21 protein-coding genes are annotated in these 20,836 nt (G+C 45.6%); 19 read left to right on the top strand and 2 right to left on the bottom strand.

The window, feature by feature from the left end:
• Positions 1 to 4 precede the first annotated feature (4 nt).
• The 19 genes from GJQ68_RS06930 to GJQ68_RS06845 all read left to right on the top strand — a co-directional run bounded on the left by GJQ68_RS06930 (position 5) and on the right by GJQ68_RS06845 (position 17,606).
• Positions 5 to 550 (top strand): CvpA family protein, encoded by a 546-nt coding sequence (locus GJQ68_RS06930; RefSeq protein WP_162416585.1) that lies wholly within the window; start codon positions 5 to 7, stop codon positions 548 to 550.
• Positions 534 to 1,127 (top strand): anthranilate synthase component II, encoded by a 594-nt coding sequence (locus tag GJQ68_RS06925; protein WP_162416584.1) that lies wholly within the window; start codon positions 534 to 536, stop codon positions 1,125 to 1,127. Before GJQ68_RS06930 ends, GJQ68_RS06925 begins: the two co-directional genes overlap by 17 nt.
• Before the next feature lie 129 nt (positions 1,128 to 1,256).
• Positions 1,257 to 1,922, top strand: a complete 666-nt coding sequence (locus GJQ68_RS06920; protein ID WP_162416583.1) for a CBS domain-containing protein — start codon at positions 1,257 to 1,259, stop codon at positions 1,920 to 1,922.
• 6 nt (positions 1,923 to 1,928) lie between these two features.
• Positions 1,929 to 2,804, top strand: a complete 876-nt coding sequence (locus GJQ68_RS06915; protein ID WP_162416582.1) for an NAD kinase — start codon at positions 1,929 to 1,931, stop codon at positions 2,802 to 2,804.
• Between the two features lie 74 nt (positions 2,805 to 2,878).
• On the top strand, positions 2,879 to 3,637 hold the full coding sequence (porG, locus tag GJQ68_RS06910) for a type IX secretion system protein PorG (RefSeq protein ID WP_162416581.1): 759 nt from the start codon (positions 2,879 to 2,881) through the stop codon (positions 3,635 to 3,637).
• A gap of 71 nt (positions 3,638 to 3,708) precedes the next feature.
• Complete coding sequence (locus GJQ68_RS06905) at positions 3,709 to 4,449, top strand: isoprenyl transferase (RefSeq protein ID WP_162416580.1); 741 nt, start codon at positions 3,709 to 3,711, stop codon at positions 4,447 to 4,449.
• 89 nt (positions 4,450 to 4,538) lie between these two features.
• Positions 4,539 to 7,250: a BamA/OMP85 family outer membrane protein gene (locus GJQ68_RS06900; protein WP_162416579.1), complete on the top strand. Its 2,712-nt coding sequence runs from the start codon at positions 4,539 to 4,541 to the stop codon at positions 7,248 to 7,250.
• A 2-nt stretch (positions 7,251 to 7,252) separates the two neighbouring features.
• Positions 7,253 to 7,777, top strand: a complete 525-nt coding sequence (locus GJQ68_RS06895) for an OmpH family outer membrane protein (protein ID WP_162342535.1) — start codon at positions 7,253 to 7,255, stop codon at positions 7,775 to 7,777.
• A 21-nt stretch (positions 7,778 to 7,798) separates the two neighbouring features.
• Positions 7,799 to 8,353 carry an OmpH family outer membrane protein gene (locus tag GJQ68_RS06890; RefSeq protein ID WP_162416578.1) on the top strand — a complete coding sequence of 185 codons (555 nt, stop codon included), beginning with the start codon at positions 7,799 to 7,801 and terminating at the stop codon, positions 8,351 to 8,353.
• A gap of 80 nt (positions 8,354 to 8,433) precedes the next feature.
• The gene (locus GJQ68_RS06885) at positions 8,434 to 10,284 is read left to right on the top strand and encodes a Xaa-Pro dipeptidyl-peptidase (RefSeq protein ID WP_162416577.1); all 1,851 of its coding nucleotides are present in this window, start codon (positions 8,434 to 8,436) and stop codon (positions 10,282 to 10,284) included.
• 995 nt (positions 10,285 to 11,279) lie between these two features.
• Complete coding sequence (locus GJQ68_RS06880) at positions 11,280 to 11,867, top strand: outer membrane beta-barrel protein (RefSeq protein WP_162416576.1); 588 nt, start codon at positions 11,280 to 11,282, stop codon at positions 11,865 to 11,867.
• A 141-nt stretch (positions 11,868 to 12,008) separates the two neighbouring features.
• The gene (locus tag GJQ68_RS06875) at positions 12,009 to 13,073 is read left to right on the top strand and encodes a sensor histidine kinase (protein ID WP_162416575.1); all 1,065 of its coding nucleotides are present in this window, start codon (positions 12,009 to 12,011) and stop codon (positions 13,071 to 13,073) included.
• Positions 13,063 to 13,830, top strand: a complete 768-nt coding sequence (locus GJQ68_RS06870; RefSeq protein WP_235941169.1) for a LytR/AlgR family response regulator transcription factor — start codon at positions 13,063 to 13,065, stop codon at positions 13,828 to 13,830. The genes GJQ68_RS06875 and GJQ68_RS06870 overlap by 11 nt, the downstream gene beginning before the upstream one ends.
• 464 nt (positions 13,831 to 14,294) lie before the next feature.
• Positions 14,295 to 15,443 carry a PD-(D/E)XK nuclease family protein gene (locus GJQ68_RS06865; protein ID WP_162416574.1) on the top strand — a complete coding sequence of 383 codons (1,149 nt, stop codon included), beginning with the start codon at positions 14,295 to 14,297 and terminating at the stop codon, positions 15,441 to 15,443.
• Between the two features lie 71 nt (positions 15,444 to 15,514).
• Positions 15,515 to 15,637, top strand: a complete 123-nt coding sequence (locus GJQ68_RS06860) for a hypothetical protein (RefSeq protein WP_162416573.1) — start codon at positions 15,515 to 15,517, stop codon at positions 15,635 to 15,637.
• Positions 15,638 to 15,654: 17 nt separating this feature from the next.
• On the top strand, positions 15,655 to 16,491 hold the full coding sequence (locus GJQ68_RS06855; RefSeq protein WP_162416572.1) for a DUF3883 domain-containing protein: 837 nt from the start codon (positions 15,655 to 15,657) through the stop codon (positions 16,489 to 16,491).
• Between the two features lie 291 nt (positions 16,492 to 16,782).
• Positions 16,783 to 17,295 (top strand): hypothetical protein, encoded by a 513-nt coding sequence (locus GJQ68_RS06850; protein WP_162416571.1) that lies wholly within the window; start codon positions 16,783 to 16,785, stop codon positions 17,293 to 17,295.
• Positions 17,296 to 17,314: 19 nt separating this feature from the next.
• Positions 17,315 to 17,449, top strand: coding sequence for a hypothetical protein (locus GJQ68_RS23520; RefSeq protein WP_262888103.1), 135 nt, complete (start codon positions 17,315 to 17,317; stop codon positions 17,447 to 17,449).
• A 13-nt stretch (positions 17,450 to 17,462) separates the two neighbouring features.
• The gene (locus GJQ68_RS06845; protein WP_162416570.1) at positions 17,463 to 17,606 is read left to right on the top strand and encodes a hypothetical protein; all 144 of its coding nucleotides are present in this window, start codon (positions 17,463 to 17,465) and stop codon (positions 17,604 to 17,606) included.
• A gap of 296 nt (positions 17,607 to 17,902) precedes the next feature.
• Here the strand turns inward: GJQ68_RS06845 and GJQ68_RS06840 are convergent, their stop codons facing one another.
• Positions 17,903 to 19,249, bottom strand: a complete 1,347-nt coding sequence (locus GJQ68_RS06840) for a tetratricopeptide repeat protein (protein WP_162416569.1) — start codon at positions 19,247 to 19,249, stop codon at positions 17,903 to 17,905.
• 626 nt (positions 19,250 to 19,875) lie between these two features.
• Positions 19,876 to 20,292: a GxxExxY protein gene (locus tag GJQ68_RS06835; RefSeq protein WP_162416568.1), complete on the bottom strand. Its 417-nt coding sequence runs from the start codon at positions 20,290 to 20,292 to the stop codon at positions 19,876 to 19,878.
• Positions 20,293 to 20,836: the final 544 nt, after the last annotated feature.

Here is a 20,836-nt window from a genome sequence, read left to right as displayed (position 1 = left end):
GGTTTTGAGCACCATCGATCTTATCATACTGGGCATGTTGGCTGTAGGGGCTTTTAGCGGATACCGGCAGGGGCTGTTTATCGGTCTTTTGTCTATTCTGGCCTTTTTTATTGGTATTATACTGGCGTTTAGGTTTATGCATTGGGGTGCCGAATTGTTGGCCGAGCGGGTGGAGAGTTTGACGTTTATGCTGCCTTTTGTGGCCTTTATTCTGATCTTTCTGGCCGTGACCATCACGATCCGTATTTTGGCCTATTTGGTTAAGAAAGTCCTGGACCTGACCATTTTGGGTACCTTCGACAATTTTGCCGGCAGCATTTTGGGATTGCTTAAATGGTCCATTATGATCAGCCTGCTGATTTGGGTGGCCCATTCCTTTGAGTTTGAGGTGCCCGAGGAAATGCGGCAGGGATCGGTCATTTATCCCATGGTGGTACCCATCGCGCCCGCCATGGTGTCCTTTCTGGACGACTATACCCCCATCATCGATGCAGCCATTGCTACTATTAAAGAACTCGTAAACAGCTCCATTGGTGATCCTGTTAATTGATAATTTCGATTCGTTTTCGCACATGCTGGCGGACTACCTCCGAAGGTCCGGGGAAGAGGTGCTGGTGGTCCGAAACGATGTATCCCTGGCTGATTTGGAAACCCTGGATTTTTCGGCGATGGTTTTGTCACCGGGACCGGAAACCCCGGCCTTTGCCGGCAACCTGATGGCGATAACAGCCCGGTATGTACACCGGTTACCGATATTGGGGGTTTGCCTTGGCCACCAGGCACTGGGTCTGTACTTTGGGGCAAGTCTCCGGAAAAGCCAGCATCCCATGCATGGCAAGGTCTCTACGGTAAATCAAAAGCACCAGCATCCGGTATTGAAGGGGCTTCCGGAGCGATTTGAAGTGACCCGTTACCACTCGCTGGAGCTGAGGGAGCTTCCGGGTGAGTTGGAGGTATTGCTGGAAACCGACCGGGGAGAGCTCATGGCATTTTGCCACCGTAGCCTGCCGCTGATGGGCCTTCAATTTCACCCCGAGGCGCATCTTACGCAGCACGGAGAAAAACTCCTTCAAAACTGGATAGCACTGTACGCCAAAGAAAAGAAGGAGCAATTGATCACTAGCTGAGTCATTCAGGCTGCGAACCGGGCAAAAAGCCGCTTATTTTTTCCTAAAACCGGTGGAATCTACCGGATTTGAACCAAGCAGGGCTGGAAGGCGTTTTATTTTTCGAATCCTTTTAATACCTTTAGCTACATGAGGGCACTAGACTTTATCAATCATTTGATCCCACCCCTGAAATTCACAGACAAGGTGACGATGGCCCTATCCTGGATGGAAGAAATCCGAACGAATATTTTGCCGGTGGCAGATAAGGGAGGATTCAAGGGATTCATTACAGACGAGATCATATACGACATTAACAACCCGGATCTAACCATTGGCGAAGTGGAACTCCTGGCGGCTTCCTGTGTGGTGCAGTTGGACCGACACATATACGAGGTGCTGAGAATCTCCTCCGAAAACCAGGTGAGCATGGTAGCGGTGGTGGATAAAGAAATGAAATACCAGGGCGTGGTTACGGAAGAGGATGCTGTAACGGCCTTTACCGATTCGATTTCGATTCAAACACCCGGCGGGGTGCTGATTCTCTCCATGTTTATGACCGATTACAGCCTGTATGACATTGCCAGGGTGGTCGAATCCGAAAACGCTAAAGTCCTCAGCAGCTTTATTTCCAATGACCCGCTGGATGATAGTAAAATAAAAGTAACCCTGAAAACCGATCAGGTAGAATTAAGGCATATAAAGGCAACCCTGGAACGCTTCGGGTATAAAATTATCGATCATTACCAGGAAGATGGCGGCGTCAGCGGTGAGCAGGATCGGCTGGGAAACCTGCTTCGATTTTTAGACATTTGATTATACATGAACATCCTACTGCACGGCATCAACATTTTACCGGAGTTTCATGCGTATATACAGCAGTTAATTCAGGTTTTTGAAAAGCAGGGACAAGGCGTCTGGGTTACTGAAAGTCTTTATCCATCCATTCGAGACACGGGTAGCAGGAAATCGATTTCTGTCCTTCCCGAAGATAATACCGGAATGGAAACGATGGATTTTGTCATTTCCATTGGTGGGGATGGGACGCTTTTGGACACCATTTCCCGCGTAGGCTCGTGGGAGGTGCCTGTATTGGGTATCAATACCGGCCGGATGGGATTCCTGGCCACCATTGCCAAGGAGGAAATCGCCCTGGCCGCACAAGATTTGCTGGCGGGCAGGTATGCGCTGGAGGACAGAAGCCTGGTATGTTTGGAATCCAGTATTCCCCTTTTTGACGGGCTGAATTTCGGACTCAATGAGTTTACCATTCACAAGCGGGACACCTCCTCCATGATCACCGTGCATACCTATATTGATGGGGATTACCTCAACAGCTACTGGTCCGATGGATTGATCGTTTCCACGCCTACCGGATCCACCGGCTATTCCCTGAGTTGTGGTGGGCCTTTGATCTCACCGATCGCCAGGAACTTTGTGATTACCCCCGTCAGTCCCCATAATCTGAATGTGCGTCCCATAGTGGTTTCCGATGACAGCGAAATCACCTTCAATATTGAGGGGAGAAGCGAAAAATTTCTGGTATCTTTAGATTCCAGGTCTACGCCCATTGACGCTTCCGTGGAGTTGAAAATCAAAAAAGAAAAATTTGTTGCCAAATTGGTTAAGTTCCCGAATTACAGCTTCTTCGACACGCTGAGGCAGAAGTTAAACTGGGGCTATGACATGCGAAATTAGTTTTAACAATATTTAACCCGGCAGATACTGCCACGGGTTTTTTATTCGTTAGGTAGTTTATAAATTGCAGCGACTTGAATAAAACCAGGTATTACACGATCATTTTCACCGCCGTATTGGTTCTTCATGGGCTAATTGCTCATGCGCAGCAATACGAGGTAGGACTGGGATTGGGAGCGGGCAGCTATACCGGAGACATCATCCGAACCATAGACCCCACCCAACTGGGTATTCAGGGAACGTTGTTTGGCAGACGAAATTTTGACAATGCCTGGAGCCTGAGAGCAGGGCTTACCGTAGGCAGGCTTAATGCGGCGGATAGTATTCGTCCCATTGATCCGGTGGCTGCGGTTCGCAATGCCTATTTCACCGGCACCATGGTAGAACTGGCGGCGACCATGGAATTCCATTTTTTGGATTACATGAACCACCAGACCCCTTCCCGATTTTCCCCGTTTGGGTTTCTTGGATTGGGTGTAGGTACCTTCTTCGGAGATGGACAGTCCTATTCCGCAGACCCCCAGCCGGGTAGTTACCGGATGACTTCGGCCATTATACCCTTTGGCATGGGCATTAAGTACAAGCTAAAGGACCGGATGTTGTTATCCATTGAAGGAGGCGCCAAGGCTACCTTTTCCGACAACCTGGATAAAATAAGCACAGACCCCAATGCACTTCCCCGTTTTCGTACCGATCCCGGCACCGGAAGTCCGGCACTGGATCCCAATGCCATCAATTTTGGCAACCTTTCAGACCGCGACTGGTACTATTTTTTAGGAGTTACGATCAGCTATTCCTTCCATCAGATAAAATGCTATCCTTACAATAATTGACCGCAGGATAGAATTTTTGAAAAAGAAGTGTCATTTTTGTGATTCATTACAAATTGGAACCGTACATAGGAATGAAGGAAGTGATTGATAAGGGGAAGATCCCTCAACACATAGCCATAATTATGGATGGCAATGGACGATGGGCTCAGAAGAAGGGAGCCATGCGCATCTTCGGTCACCGGAATGCCATTGCGGCGGTACGAGATGCCATTGAGGGGGCTGCCGAACTGGGAGTGAAATACATTACCTTGTACGCCTTTTCTACCGAAAACTGGTCCCGACCAAAGGAAGAAGTGGATGCATTGATGGAAATCCTGGTGCAGGCCATTACTGATGAGGTGCCCACCATGATGGAGAATAACATTCGCCTGAGCACCATTGGCGATACCGAAAGCCTCCCGGGAAAATGCAGGGAACACCTGTCCCTGGGGAAGGAAAAGACGGCGGCCAATACCGGTATGACAGTCGTGCTGGCCCTTAGCTACAGCGGACGCTGGGAAATCACCCAGGCGGTACGGGAAATTGTCAAAAAAGTAGTCAGCGGGGAATTTCCGGAAAAGGAAATCAGCCAGGAAACGATTGCTTCCTTTCTGAATACCAGCGGAATTCCCGATCCCGAGTTGTTGATTCGCACCAGTGGTGAAATCAGGATCAGCAACTTTATGTTGTGGCAGCTGGCATACACCGAACTTTACTTCACAGAGGTATTGTGGCCGGATTTTCGAAAAAAACACCTGCATGAAGCCATTTTGGCCTATCAGAAAAGGGAAAGAAGGTTTGGCAAAACCGGTGCCCAGATTAAGCCCTCCTAATGACAACAAACGCCCGAAAAGAAAACTGTATTTTCGGGTAATTACAGCTTTCTAGTCCCCGGGATTAGGAGTTAAACTTATCGTTTGAAATGAGAAACTATTTACTGATTATTTACTTGCTGCTAGTGACCGGAGTGGCAGAAGCCCAGATTCGATTGGGACAAAGCCGGTTTAGCCGTCAGGAGCCGGTGGATATTATAGATTTGGACTATTCCAATCCAAAAACCTATCGGATTGCCGGAATAGAAGCAGTGGGCCTGAGTACCCTGGATGAAACGGCCATCATCTCCCTGGCAGGACTTCGGGTAGATGACGAGATTACCGTTCCCGGAGATGCCATCTCCGGAGCCCTCAAAAAACTGTGGTCCCAGGGAATCATCGGGGATGTAAAAATCCTGGTAACCAAAATCGAAGGCGATGACATCTACCTGCTCCTGGACCTGACCGAAAGACCCCGCTTCAGCCGGGTAGAGTTTTCCGGCGTCAACCAAACTCAGGAGGGTGAACTGGAGGACAAGGTAAATATCCGCGGGAGAGTGGTAAGGGACGATGTTCTGAACACCGCCGAGCGGAATATTCGTGAATATTTTGTAGGCAAAGGCTTTCTGAATGCAGAAGTAAAAGTAATTCAGGAACGCGACACCACCCTGCCCAATAGCGTCAAGCTGCGCTTTGACGTGGAAAAGAAGAGCAAAGTACGAATCAACGAAATTCGCATTGCAGGAAATGACAACATCGCGGCTCCCCGTATCAAGAAAAAGATGAAAGGGACCAACGAACATGCGCGGGTGTATATTTTTAAAGACCTGGTTTCCAGATTGCTTAATGCCAGCCCAAAAAACGTGGGAAATGCCATTGCCAAACGAAACCCCGTCACGGAAGATCAGATCAGGGAATACATCAACAAAAATTTTAAACTCAACTTCTTTAACGGGTCCAAGTTTGTCCGAAGCGACTACCGGGATGATAAAGATGCGATCATTGATTTTTATAACAGTCGCGGGTACCGGGATGCCGAAATCCTTTCAGATAGCGTATATCGCTTTGACGACAGCCGGATCAATATCGATATTGACATAGAAGAAGGGCAGCAATATTATTACCGAAACATCACCTTCTCGGGGAATTACATTCATTCCGATCAAGAACTTCAGGCCAAATTAGGTATCAACAAAGGGGATGTCTACGACAAGGAAAAACTAGACAAAAGGCTGAACTACGACCCTCAACGAGGGGATGATGTCAGTTCGCTTTACCAGGACAATGGGTACCTGTTTTTTACCATTGATCCGGTAGAAGTAAACGTGCAGGCCGATTCCATTGACATTCAGATGCGGATATTTGAAGGGCCGCAGGTAACGGTAAACAGCGTTTCCATCGAAGGTAATGAGCGGACCAGTGACCACGTGGTCATGCGGGAAATCCGCATACTCCCGGGGCAGAAATTTGACAGAAGTGCATTGGTCCGAACCATCCGGGAGCTTTCCCAGATCGGCTACTTCAACCCGGAAAACATCGAGCCGGACATGCGTCCCAATTTTGAGGATGCCACCGTGGACATCACCTTCCGACTGGAAGAGCGGCCAAACGATCAGATCGAACTCTCCGGAGGCTGGGGAGGCTTGTTTGGCTTCGTCGGTACCGTAGGACTGACCTTCAATAACTTCTCCATCAAAAATATCAAGGACTTCTCGAAGTGGCGACCCCTGCCGGTAGGAGATGGGCAGAAGCTTTCCCTGCGGGTACAGGCAAACGGCCGTAGCTTTCAGAACTACAGCATGTCCTTCACCGAGCCCTGGTTTGGAGGAAGGAAGCCGAATGCCCTTAGCTTTAGCTTTAACCATTCGGTGCAGCGGCAGATCGATTTCTTCAACCGGAATAATTTCGGGCAGGAACTGGGTTCTTTCAAGATTACCGGTGCCACCATCGGGCTGGCCAAGCGGGTTACCTGGCCGGATGATTACTTCCAGGTCAGTAATAGCCTGCAGTTTCAGGTCTACGATTTTGATGAATACGGTAATTTCTTCGGCCTGAGCTATAATACCGGTACGGCCCGAAGTATCGCGCTAAACACCACCATTGCCCGAAACAACATTGATAACCCCATTTACCCTCGTTTTGGCTCCAATATTACCTTGAGTGCGACCCTTACGCCACCCTATACCTCTATGAATCCGAACATCAATCAGGAATCTCAGGACGAGGAAAAATACCAGTGGCTGGAATACCATAAGTGGATGTTTGATGCCTCGCTGTATACCCCATTATTCGGATCGAATAAGCTGGTGCTCAGTGCCCGAACCCACCTGGGTTTTGTAGGTTCCTACGGAGATCGGATCGGTATCATTCCGCTGGAGCGCTTTGTACTGGGAGGCGATGGAATGAACATGAATAACTTTGCGCTTGGACAGGAAATCGTAGGACTTCGCGGGTATGAAAATCAGTCCATCACCCCGGGAAGAGAGTTCCGTGGACAAGCCAATGCCCCCATTCCTTACGGAGGGGTGGTGTATAACAAGCACGTAATGGAGCTGCGGTTTCTGGTATCGCCCAATCCTTCGGCTACCATCTTCCTGCTGGGCTTTGCCGAAGCGGGAAACAACTGGGGCAACTATGCCGACTACAATCCGTATGACCTGAAAAAATCTGCCGGCTTTGGTGCCCGGATATTTATGCCGGCTTTCGGCCTGCTGGGAATTGATTGGGGCTATGGATTTGACGAAGTGCCAACCCTTGCCAATCCCAATCCAGGGCCAAGTGGCGGCATGTTCCACTTTACCATCGGGCAACAATTCAGATAATTATGGAAAAATCGCTGAAATTGTTACTTTTGCTTTCCCTTTTCCCCATGCTCCTGTCAGCGCAGAAAATGGGCTATGTAGATACCGAATATATTCTGAACAAACATCCGGACTACAAGAAGATTCAGGAGGAAATGGAGGCGGTAAGTACGGAGTGGCGAAAAGAGGCACAAAATTTGGAAGATGAAATCCAGCAAATGTATAGTGACCTACAGGGAGAGCAGGTTTTATTGACAGACGAGATGTATCAGGAGCGGTTGGCATTGATCCGGGAAAAACAACAGGAAGCCAGAGCCTTCAACAATCGAATATTCGGCGAAAATGGCCAATTATACCAGAAACAGTCGGAATTGCTTCAGCCCCTGCAGTCCACCATTTACGATGCGATAGACCGGGTAGCCAAGCGGAACGGGTTGGCCATTTTGTTTGACAAAGCGACCAGCCCTACGTCCATTATTTATACGGATCCAAGGCATGATTACTCGGATTTTATCATAGAAGAATTAGGATTAGAAGAAAACAATTAAAATTAACAAAGTTTAACAATTATGAAAGCAAGAATCATCCTATCAGCAATAGTCCTCTTTTGCTTTGGATTTGTAGCCAGTGCTCAAGATCTGAAAATCGGGTACACCAATGTCGAATACATCATGAGTCTGATGCCAGAGATGGAGCAAATCGATGCTGATATCCAGGATTACAGCAATCAGCTGGGGCAGCAGATTCAAACCAAAAGTCAGAATTTTCAGCAACAGGTACAAACGTATCAACAGTCGGCTCAAACCATGACCGAAGAAGCACGTGCGACCAAAGAGCAGGAACTTCAAAGTTTGCAACAGGAAATCCAGAAATTTGAACAAGATGCACAGTCTTCTTACCAGCGCAAGCTGCAGGAGCTACTGGAACCTGTTCAAACCAAGGTATACAACGCCATTAATGCAGTAGCCGCGGAAAATAACTACACCCATGTGTTTTCTGATTCGGCAGGGCAGGCGCCCATCCTTTTATATACCAGAGACGACGATCCATTTACCGATCTCGTGATTGCAAAACTAGGCTTAGAGGCACCCGATACGCCTGCGCCAAGCCCGGGAAGTAATTAATTAACAAGGGAAAACGTAAGTAAGCCCGGTTGCCTTGGTAGCCGGGCTTTTTTATTTCAAAAAATTCCTATTTTTAAGCCATGAACAACCGATCGAAAAGCTTACAGCCCCTACTGATCCTTTGTCTCCTACTGGCAAGCGGTCTTATTGTCCAACCCCTCTCCGCCCAATCGGAGGCAAAACCTTATTTCATAAACGGGGAGGCCCAGGAAGTACCTGCTTTCATGGATCCCGCCCGATGGGTGCGGCACGATCTCTGGGTAGAGACGGAATTCGATTCTGATGCCGATGGCCGACCCGACCGCATGCACGTGGCCGTGACCCGCCCCTACCAGACCGAATACCAGGGCTTGAAGCTTCCGGTCATTTACGTGAGCAGCCCCTATTTTGCCGGGGTGGCACCGGATGTGGACGGCCTGTTTTGGGATGTGCGTCACGAACTGGGTTCCCCGCCGGAAGAAAGGGTCTCTCCTCAAGTAACTCCCATCAATAACCGGCCCTTTATTTCCGACTCCCACATCAAAACCTGGGTTCCCAGGGGATATATCGTGGTGCATTCTTCTTCCCCCGGCACAGGCCTTTCCCAGGGTGCTCCCACCGTGGGTGGCAAAAACGAATCCCTTGCCCCCAAAGCCGTGATCGATTGGCTCTGTGGGCGGGCCAAAGGCTATACCCAGCCTCAAGGCGGGGAACTCGTGGAGGCCTATTGGTCCACGGGCAAGTTGGGCATGACCGGCACTTCTTATAACGGCACCATTCCCCTGGCGGCGGCCACCACCGGAGTGGAGGGGCTGGAGGCTATCATTCCCATTGCCCCCAATACCTCCTACTACCACTATTACCGCTCCCATGGGCTGGTGCGATCCCCTGGCGGGTACCTGGGAGAAGATATTGACGTGCTGTACGATTTCATTCACAGCGGGGATACGGCCAAACGTGCCGGAAACAATGCCCGTATCCGCGATACCGAAATGAAAGCAGGCATGGACCGGGTCACCGGCGATTACAACGATTTTTGGGCCGGTCGGGATTACCTGAACCAGATGGAGCCCATGAAGGCCGCCATGCTGATGTCCCATGGCTTCAATGACTGGAACGTGATGCCCGAACACAGTTACCGCATCTATAAAAAGGCCGAATCCATGGGCCTGCCGGTGCAGTTGTATTACCATCAGGATGGGCATGGGGGCCCCCCGCCCATGCGGATGATGAACCGTTGGTTTACCCGCTACCTGCATGGTATAGAAAATGAGGTGGAGGAAGATCCGAAAGTATGGATCGTCCGGGAAGGAGATCCTCAAGACAATCCCAGCCCCTATGAAGCCTACCCCCATCCCCAATCGGAAGCCGTGTCGCTTTTTTTGGAAGGAGCCGCTCCGGCAGTCGGAAAGCTGCACCTGGAGAAACCCGCCCGACAGGGTAAAGAGACCTTGGTCGATAACTTTTCATTTGATGGAGCCTCCCTGGCCAGGGCGGAGTTGACCGATCACCGGCTGTTGTTTGTAAGCCCGGAACTTCAGGAGGACTTGCACCTGTCGGGATTGGCCGAGATGAGCATACGGGTGGCGTCCAGCAAGGCGGCGGCCAACCTTTCTGTTTGGCTGGTATCCTTGCCCTGGAACGAAGGGAAAAATGCAAAGATTACCGACAATATCATCACCCGGGGCTGGGCCGATCCGCAAAATCATCGTTCCTTAACCGAAAGCGAGCCGTTGAAACCGGGCAGGTTTTACACATTATCGTTCGAACTGCAGCCCGACGATCAGGTAATTCCCCGGGGGCAGCAGATCGGCTTGCTGATCTTTTCCAGCGACAAGGAATTCACCCTCTGGCCCGACCCCGGCACCGAACTGACGGTAGACCTGGACAAAAGCTCCCTGCAGCTCCCGGTAGTGGGCGGTAAGGAGGCGTATGAGGCTGCTACGGAATAATTTTATGCACAACAAGTAGCACAGATAAACATGGGAAAAAACCATATAAGTGATATAAGGGCATAGAAGGGAATGCGAGCAGACTAATGCGCACTTAAATTCCTATACGTTAAAAATAATTGGAACCATAGGGAAAATATATAGGTGCATTGCAGTGGCTACAAACAACCTTACATGACCTTAAATACCTTATATGGTTCCCCATTTTTTGTTCTAGTTTTTATCAGAAAAAGACTAACCACGGATTACTCAGGTTAGCACAGATAAAAAAACACAAAAAAACCATATAAGTGATATAAGGCCTTATAAGGGGGAATGCGAGCAGACTTATGTGAGCTTAAATTCCTATATGGTTAAAAATAATTGGAACCATAGGGAAAATATATAGGTGTATTGCAGTGGCTACAAACAAACTTACATGACCTTCAATGCCTTATATGGTTATCCATTTAAGGTTTTAGTTTTATACCAGAAAAAGATTAACCACGGATTACTCAGGTTAGCACAGATAAAAAAGCACAAAAAAACCATATAAGTGATATAAGGGCATAGAAGCAAATGCGCACGGACTAATGAGAGCTTAAATTCCTATACGTTAAAAAGAATTGGAACCATCGGAGAACTATAAGAGCACTGCAGTGGTTGCAAACCACCTTACATGACCTTCAATGCCTTATATGGTTCCCCATTTTTTGTTGTAGTTTTTATCAGAAAACGACTAACCAGGGATTACTCAGACTAACACAAATAAATCAAGAAAAAAATGCCGTGAATCTGTGGTGAAAGGAACCAAATAACCTCGTTACCTGATGATTAGTGCTCGGGATTTTGGCTGGCACGGGCTTTATTTTAGCGACCAAAACACGTTCAACCGGATCATTTACAACTTCGCACAGATAAACAACACACTTAGCATCCTTTATTTAATTCCCGGGACGCCGGCAGCTACTTTTGTCTCATAGTTAATTGATTATCAACCTATAAAAAATGGAACGATGAGTACTAAAGGATTATTTACACTGCTTTTTCTTGCGGTATTGACTGGTAGCACGTATGCGCAGGAAAACGAAAAACGTTTTGGTTTTGAGCTCAACAGCGGCGTATCTGTCGCAACGCAAAAACCAGGTGGAACCAGCCTGAACACCGGCTTTGGGTTTGAAGGAATCTTACATTATCGGTTTATGCCGCACTTGGGTGCCTATGCAGGCTGGGGCTGGAACCGATTTGGCGCGGACGAATCGTTTGCTGGAAATGAAGTGGATTTTGAGGAAACCGGCTATGTTTTCGGCTTCCAATTCCGGCACCCTTTTGGGAATTCGCCAGTACATTACTTTGTAAGAGCCGGAGGATTGTACAACCACATCGAAATCGAAAACAGCGATGGGGAAATTATCAACGATACCGGTCACGGCTTGGGTTGGCAGTTGGCCGGAGGCATTTATCTGCCCATCGGAACCAACTGGAGTTTGACCCCGGGAGTAAAATTCAATGTACTCAACCGAGATGCAGATGTTGAGGGTGTCCGTACCGAACTAAACTTCCAATATGTCTCCGTTCGGATAGGCTTGGTCAAGCGATTTTAAAATAGGAAGGGATGGAAGCCGGATTAGGAAGCACAATCCGGTTTCTTTTCCTTTTTTGAAGGGAAGGAATCAATTCTTTTCTCACCAGGAAGCCAGACAAAACAAATCATTTTATCTTTGACAGGAAATCAGATATCCTTAATGAACGTAAAGTCGATCCATCAATTACTATCCTTCAAAAACCTCCTGCAGTTTTTAATCGGTTTTTCTTTGGGGGTGCAATTGATCATCATTCTTTACAATCACTTCTCGGGTTATCATGTGTTGTCTGATTTCGGATACTTTCTTTACCGGCTATTCCGTGGACTGGTATTTACCCTTATTGCCGGATTTTTATTGGCCTATTCCAATTTGTTTTTTATTCGTTTTCTGAACCGGGTGAGCCCATGGAGCCTGGCCACTTTCAAGCGGATACTAATTCAATTGGTCTTTTCAGTAAGCGTAGCAATGGTGGTTTCCGTCGCTTTTACCTCGTTTGCCCACTTCGTATCACCCTATGCTGAAGAATTACGTGGAGTTTATATAAGCAACGCATTGATATTTAGCGTGGTTAACATCCTAATGGCCTCCATTCTCGAAGGTTGGCTGTTTTTTACGCAACACAAGCGCGTCGAACAAATGGCCAAAAACCTGGAGGAAGAGCTATCTCAAATCAAGTTTGAGGTTTTGAAAAGCCAGATAAACCCCCATTTTATGTTTAACAGCCTGAACGTATTGTCGGGTCTGGTAAACAAAGACACCCAAAAGGCCCAGCAGTTTATCGATGAGTTTTCGCATATTTACCGCTATGTGCTGGAGACCATTGAGCAGCCGGTCGCCACCCTGGAAAAAGAGCTGAATTTTATGCGTTCCTACCTGTTTTTGCAGAAAATTCGCTACGGGGATTACCTGGTCTACTCCATTAATGTCCCGGCTTCTCTACTGAAATTTTTCCTCCCTCCCTTATCCCTGCAGGTAGTGCTTGAGAATGCCATCAAACATAACGTAATTAACGAATCCATGCCGCTGAGCATTGATATTTTCAGCCAGGGGAATTACCTTATCGTCAAAAATAATCTGCAGCCCAAGATATCCATGGGGCATTCCACGGGTCTGGGAGTGAAAAATTTGACTAAGCGGTATGCGATGATAGGTTCCGAAGAGCCCGCTTTCGTTGTGCAAACCGACTATTATATCGCAAAACTTCCATTAATCGATGGTGAATAGCCTGAAAGTATTAATTATAGAAGACGAGCAAATAGCGGCCGAGAAACTGGAATCGCTATTGTTGGAAACCGCAGCGGATATTCGGATTATGGCCAAACTGGGCTCCATCAAAGAATCGGTCCGTTGGTTGCAGCAAAATCGGGTAGACCTTATTTTCCTTGATATTCAGCTTTCCGATGGGATTAGCTTTAGCATTTTCGACCGGGTGGAGGTGAGCACCCCCATCATTTTTACTACCGCCTACGATCAATATGCCATCCGGGCCTTTCAGCTCAACAGTATTTCCTACCTCTTAAAACCCATCCGGAGGACTGATCTGATCCAGAGCCTCCAAAAGTACCGGGAGATGAAATCGGCACTGGGAATTGATTTCGATTCCCTGTTGGCGCAGATGCAGGGGCGGCAACCCGACTATAAAAAACGCTTCCTGATCCAAATAGGCGAAAAACTCAAGAAAGTGGACGTGGAAGAAATTGCCTATTTTTTTGTGTTGGACAAAAGTATTTTTATCCGCACCCATGATGGAAGTCGCTTTCCCCTGGAGTATTCGCTCGACAAGCTGGAAGCCCTACTAGATCCCGCTTGTTTTTTTCGGATCAACCGAAAGTACCTGGTCCAGATGGATGCCATTTCGAGCATGGTGGCGTACTCCCGGGGCCGGGTAAAGCTGGAACTTAATCCCAAAACCGAGGATCCTTTCGACGCCATCGTAAGCATCGACCGTTCCGCAGATTTTAAGAAGTGGCTGAATAGCTGAAACCAGGCATTTACCCGCCTGGATGAAGCCCTCAATGAATGGAATTCTATTTTGAGGTTGGCCAAAAAATAGCGACTGGGGCTATTATTCCCGGCTTTAAAATGATCAGATATTGAAGGTAGTCCCTAGCACGATTTCGATAAGCTCTTTTGGGGATGCGTCGCGGGGTAATTTTTCCGGCCCATCAACTTCCCCGTTCTAAAAATTTCCCCTATCTTGTTAGGGAATTTACGGGAGGAAATGCAGGATTTTTTGACTAATGAAGTTGGGAAGATCTGGTGCTTTGTAAGCAGTAAGCTACCTGGGAATGTTTTTGGGGGGTAAGCAAGTAGGATGAATCGAAAAGAGTAATGACAGATAATTTCACGATAGATCAAATCAGGGATGAGATTATAAAATTTAAGAATGACCCCGACTTCCAAAAGTTGGAAAACTTTTACTATTCCAAGTCATTTTCAGAAATATTGGGCGTTAGCCGAAGGGAAATCAGCCATAGCGGATTTCTTGCCTGGTTGTTAGGGAACCTGGAGAGCCATAATTTGGGCGAATTTCCGATCAAGAAATTTTTAGACATTATTTTGAAATTTAGCAGTGATAAGCTAAAAAGCAAGCACCGCGACCTTTTCAATTCTTTTGTGACAGAGGACTACTTCATTGAAAGGCTTTACGTTAAGCCAGAATACTCGATTAAAAATTTTGGGAGACTTGACATCTATATTGAATTGACCCTTTTAATTGCGGGAAAAACGAAGAACATACGATTGGTTATTGAAAATAAAGTTGAAAGCAGAGAGAACAACGACCAAACGAACAGCTACTTCAGATACTTTAATCCTTCAGAAAATGAGGACAATATTGTCATCTATATTTACTTAACCCCTATCTCAACGCTTGAACTAATAGAACTAACCGAGCCAGAATGTAACTGCAAAGAGTTTATTCAAGTTAATTACCAATCTATTGTAGATTACTTGATTGAACCCGCATTAAACCAAAATATTTCAGCGCGTACAGAGAATATATTAACCGAATATTTAAAATCCTTAAGTCAACCTTCGATTAACGAAGAAGCTGATGGACACAAACAGGAATTAATTATGGCACTCGGTAATGAGGAAAGAAAACTATTATCCAGTTTTTGGGAAAAAAATCAAAAATTAATATTGGCGTCCCTGTACGCTATTAGTTCTGATCCGGAACAGGAAAAAGATACAAGGGAAAATATTAAAGAAGCCCTGGACAGTTTATCCTCTGACAGAGATCGAAGTACCTATAACCTAAAATACAATGGGGAAATTTTTAGCAGAAATTTTAAAAAATCTGACATTGGACTTCAGACCATTAACTTGCTGGAAGCCAAAGGCCTTATTGACGACAATGTTATCAGCTTTTTAAGGGAGGACAAAAGTTGCAGTTTTTTTCTGTTAAAGAAAAAGGAAGATTTTACAGACACGGAAATTAAGTACCGAAAATACAGAGCAAATGAGGCTCCTGAGCTCATTTATAAAGGAGAAGGGTATTATGTTGCAAGAAATTGGGGAATCGGCAACATATACAAACTTATCAATAAATTCACTGAAAAATTCCCGGGACTAGAATACGAAACAAATTAGGGGTAGCTAACGCCTTCCATCCTTGGTATTTCAAAGACACCCGTATTTCAGTAAGACAAATTAATTTTATCATGGCAGACGTTCACGAACCGGAAATAAGAAGCTATAACATGAGCCGGATCAATGGGAAGGATACCAAACCGGAAATGCTGGATATGGAATTCCTTCAAAAACCAGTTTTCCCTTTCTGTTAGTTTAGTTAAAAGAAAAAATGAGCGCATGGTCTAACATCGAAGTGGAGTTGATTGTAGCTGATTATTTCAGCATGCTTAAAAAAGAATTGTCCGGTCAGGAATACAAGAAGTCAGAGCACAGGAAAAAATTGCTGCCTTTGCTTTCAAGTCGTTCTGAAGGGTCTATTGAATTTAAGCACCAGAACATCAGTGCCGTTTTGATCAACCTTGGTCAGCCTTACCTAAAGGGGTATTTACCACGTTATAATTATCAGATGATATTAGAAGAAATAGTAATTGGTTATCTCAAAGATCATCAGTCAATAGAGGAACAATTCAAGCAATTTGCAGAAAAGGAAATAAATCAAACATCAACGAAAAAGAATTTTAAAAACTTAATAGTAGAAGCTCCCTCCGGAATTAACAAATTTGAGGAACCATCACCGGCCTATACCAGAAACCCAATCAAAATTAATTATTTAGAAAAGGAACAGAAAAACAGGAATCTGGGCTTACTGGGAGAAGAAATGGTCATAGAATATGAAAAATGGCAACTCACGATTTCAGGGAGAGAAAATCTGGCTGATAAAGTAAAGTGGATTTCAAAGGAAGAGGGAGATGGAACCGGCTTTGACATTCTTTCAAAAAACCCAAATGGCACCGATAAGTACATCGAAGTTAAGACCACCAAACTGGGAAAGGAAACGCCATTTTTTTTCTCTAGAAATGAGTTGCAGTTCTCAAAACAAAAATCGAATGACTATTACTTGTACCGGTTATTTAACTTTGAAAAAGATGCAAAAATGTTTCTTAAAAATGGAGGTTTGGACACGATTTGCACATCAGTCCCTATAACATTTAAGGGATATTTTTAAAAGATAATAGTAAAAACAAACGTGGAATATTCCATTAGCTACCCTTCATTCCTCGAATCGTAAATGTCAAAACGAATGATCTACCCACAAAGATATGTGTCTGCAAAATTTGAAGGAAGTCAGAATACTGCTGTACAAATCCCCAAAAGAGATTACGAGCAAGCAATTTATTTGTAAATCATATAAAAGGCATCGGAGTTATAAATACACATTTTTTGATTTATTGCAATTCGCGATTCGCGAATTAAGAATTTAAATCTTATCTTTACTTGAAAGCAAAACACGCATTCAATGAAAAAGCACAGTGGCATGCGGCCTCAGGACATCGTTATCTTACTCAAAATCGCCATCAAACACGAGCAAGCCTGGACCATGAAAGATCTTTCTCAGGAATTGGAGATAAGCGCAAGTGAGGTAAGCGAGAGTCTTAATCGCTCGTCCATTGCCGGGTTGCTTTTTCAAAACAAAAAGCAGGTAATGCGACAGGCGACAATGGATTTTTTGCAATATGGGCTGCGCTATGTATATCCTCAGCAGCCCGGTGCATTGGCAAGAGGCGTGCCTACTGCCCATGCCGCACCTCCGCTAAGCAACGAGATCATGAGTGATGTGCCTTATGTTTGGCCTCACCATAAAGGTAATGTGAGAGGTCAGGCCATTGAGCCTCTCTATCCAAGTGTGCCAGCGGCCTGCCTCAAAGATCAGGCTTTTTATGAAGTAATGGCGCTGTGCGATGCGCTCAGGGTAGGTAAAGCACGAGAACGAAACCTTGCCGTGGAGGAACTCAAAAAACGGATATGCTAAATAACACACAAAGTGGCTGATGGGATTTAATGACCTCGATAGCGTAGAACATTACATTATCCACCAGCTAGGTGGGGTGAATTTGAATGCCTCTGGTGTGCAGGAAGAAAAAGTGGGCTATGGGACTGCCTGGGAATACAAAATCCACCCATGAAATTCAGCGGGGGGTGAATGAAGTATTGGTAGAATCCGAATTAACGGCCGCCCTTATACGCCTCAATCCGGAAATCTCCCAAACCCCCGCTCTCGCCGATGAAGTCTTTCCCTTTACCAACAGCCTGGCGGAATTAATGCAGCATAAAATCAGCTAGGGGTTCGTATTTTTTTATGAAGGCAAAAATATAACCTTAGCAAATTGGTGCTTAAATCAAAGCTATCCTGGTTTGATAATCGTGAATATTCCGTATTCGAATATGGAATAACATTTTTACACTGTATTAAGGAACTTGAGAAAATTAAATTTAATGAAACCCCTAATATGCCCCTATATGGTTCCCTATTTTTTAAACCATATAAGGTGTTTAAGAAAATATAAGTTGTTCGCAGGCCCTTCCATGTCCTTATATCCCTTATATGGTTCCTCTTTTTTTAAACCCGATAAGGTATTTTAGAAACCATTGAAGAAAGAGGTTTCATTGGTGCCGCCATGCTGCAGGTTCTCCAGGCGCTCGTTTAAGGCATTGGAAGTTTCCGGTTCATTATTTCTGGCGTAAATTTCCTTTAGCGCAATGAGCGTCTCAACGCTGTTCGGATTGACCCTTTCCGCCTTCTGGAAATAAGGAAGCGCCTTGTCAAATGCAGCGAATACCTCGGCTTCCATGGCTTCGTATTTCTCCATACCCGCCGTGCTACTGTCGGAGGACAGTTCACTGAGTGCCATGGTCAGGGTAGCAGCGCGGTTGTAGTACAGGGTACCGGTGCTATACAGTGCGTCGAAATTGGTTGGATCTTTTTCCAGGCTCTGATTGTAATAATTGAAGGCTTGGTCGAAGTAATTACTTGCCCTGTCGCTGTTTCCGGAAGCGGATTCGCGCTGGTACAAGTTATCGTATACGCCGCCCAGCGTGATATAGAGTGCCGGGTTGTTTGGTTCTCGGATAATGGCCGTTTTCAATTTATCAATGAGTTCATCGAGTCGGTTTTGTTTCAGGAAGTGATTGATTTCGGCAAACAGCAGGGATGCGTCATCGGGATATCTTTCCCGACCGGTCTTCAGGTACCAATAGGCGGCATCCAAGTTAGCGGCTTCGCCGCTGGCATGGACGGTATACAAGGCTTCATAGATAGCTGGATTATCGTAATTCGCCTGGTAGAGTTCTTCAAAAAGCGGCTTGGCCGCTTCGGGCATCTGGTTGTTAAGGGCCGCCAGGCCCGTAATGTATTTCTGGTCCATCATGGCGTAAGCATCATCCAACACGCTTCCCTGGCCTTCTTTCTTTAGGATTTCATGGGAAGCCAGACCCAACGAGAAGTGTAGATAAGCCGATCCGTAGTCCTGGACTTCGAAGGCGTATACCCCAAAGTTGTACAGGTGGGCTTGCGCTTCTTGGATACCTTTTATCGCGTCCCGAAGAAGATAACCAGGCGAATTTACAGCTTGCGCATGCTTTTCCACAGCCGTTGTCAAGGCTTTAAAAGCCTTTAGCGCTACCCCGTCTACCTGCGGAAGTTCCTCTAGAGAACCCAGGCCGGTCTGTTTCACAGTTACGATCTGTGTCGCCAGCGTGTTCAATATTTCCCCTTTCAGGATGTAGTATTTCGGATCGGAAACATCTTCACCAGTAGGCTCCGGCAAAATGGCCTCGATTGCTTCGCGAAGCCTTTCTTTAGAAGCATGAGGATCGAGATTGTATGCGGCCAGTGCTCGCTTAGCGGCTCTCACATCTGCCTGCTGCGCCTGTACGGATACGGCAACCAAACCAAGGGCAAGCATTCCTACGATTATTTTATTCATGGTCGTTTATCGTTAGGTGATCAGGAAATGGGAGTTTTGATCGTAAAAAACCAAATCAGCACAAGTGAATAGATACTCAGTAAGTTAGGAAATATTTTTGGTAGAAACTGTCAAAAGCTTTATTCTTCGTATTGCGGAAGGTTTGGCCCGGTGCACCCCATCGGCGATCAGCCGATTTATCTCAGCGATCAGGTGGGCATAGGGGCGTTTGTTACACCGTTGGCAGGCGGCTTTTCCCACATGGGAGGAATTTAAGGGAATATCAGGGTGTTTGGAGCCCCTTCCATGTCCTTATATCCCTTATATGGTTTCAATTTTTCTAAACCATATAAGGAATTTAAGGGAATATCAGGGTGTTTGGAGCCCCCTTCCATGTCCTTATATCCCTTATATGGTTCCCTTTTTTTTAACCATATAAGGAATTTAAGTGAATATAAGGGTGTTCGTAGCTCCTTCCATGCCCTTATATCGCTTATATGGTTCCCCTTTTTTTTAAAACCATATAAGTTATTTAAGAAAATATAAGCTTGTTCGCAGGCCCTTCCATGTCCTTATATCCCTTATATGGTTCCATTTTTTTTAAACCATGTAGCCTGTTGTTAGATTTTTTCCTTTTAGTTTTTCAATCACTCATCCTCGAGATCTCTATATAGTTCATTCACGTAGGTTTTCTGGCCTTCGTTAAAAATATGGCTGGTATTAAAATTGATTAGCAAGCCTTCTGGGGAATTCAGAAGTTTCATGTAGGTGATAAGCTGGGCTTCGTGAACAGGTAATACCTTTTCTACGGCTTTTAGCTCCACAACCAGAATGTTTTCAATAAAAAAATCACAGCGCAACGCTGTTTCAAGGGTGTGGCCCTTGTAGTTTACGGGTACCCGTATCTCGGACTGGAAGTGTAGGCCTCTCAGGCGAAACTCTTGAATCATGCATTTTTGATAAACACTTTCAAAAAGCCCGGGTCCGAGGGCTTTATGGACCTCTATGGCGGCCCCATTGACCTGATATACCAGGTCCGTTAAGAAACGCTTGGTTATCCTCATGCCTTCAAAATTATGGATCCAAATAAAATTAAGCCTTTCTCATAAAAAATATTAGATTATTACATTTTTTTTTAAACCATATAAGGTATTTAAGAAAATATAAGCTGACCGTAGCCCCTTCCATGCCCTTATATCGCTTATATGGTTCCTTTTTTTTTAACCATATAAGGAATTTAAGTGAATATAAGGGTATTCGTAGCTCCTTCCATGCCCTTATATCGCTTATATGGTTCCTTTTTTTTTAACCATATAAGGAATTTAAGTGAATATAAGGGTATTCGTAGCTCCTTCCATGCCCTTATATCGCTTATATGGTTCCTTTTTTTTTAACCATATAAGGAATTTAAGTGAATATAAGGGTGTTCGTAGCTCCTTCCATGCCCTTATATCGCTTATATGGTTCCCCTTTTTTTTAACCATATAAGGAATTTAAGTGAATATAAGGGTGTTCGTAGCTCCTTCCATGCCCTTATATCGCTTATATGGTTCCCCTTTTTTTTAACCATATAAGGAATTTAAGTGAATATAAGGGTGTTCGTAGCTC

The organism is Cyclobacterium roseum, from assembly GCF_010119225.1.
Classification (GTDB): domain Bacteria; phylum Bacteroidota; class Bacteroidia; order Cytophagales; family Cyclobacteriaceae; genus Cyclobacterium; species Cyclobacterium roseum.
This window is presented reverse-complemented; position numbering and strand designations above follow the sequence as displayed.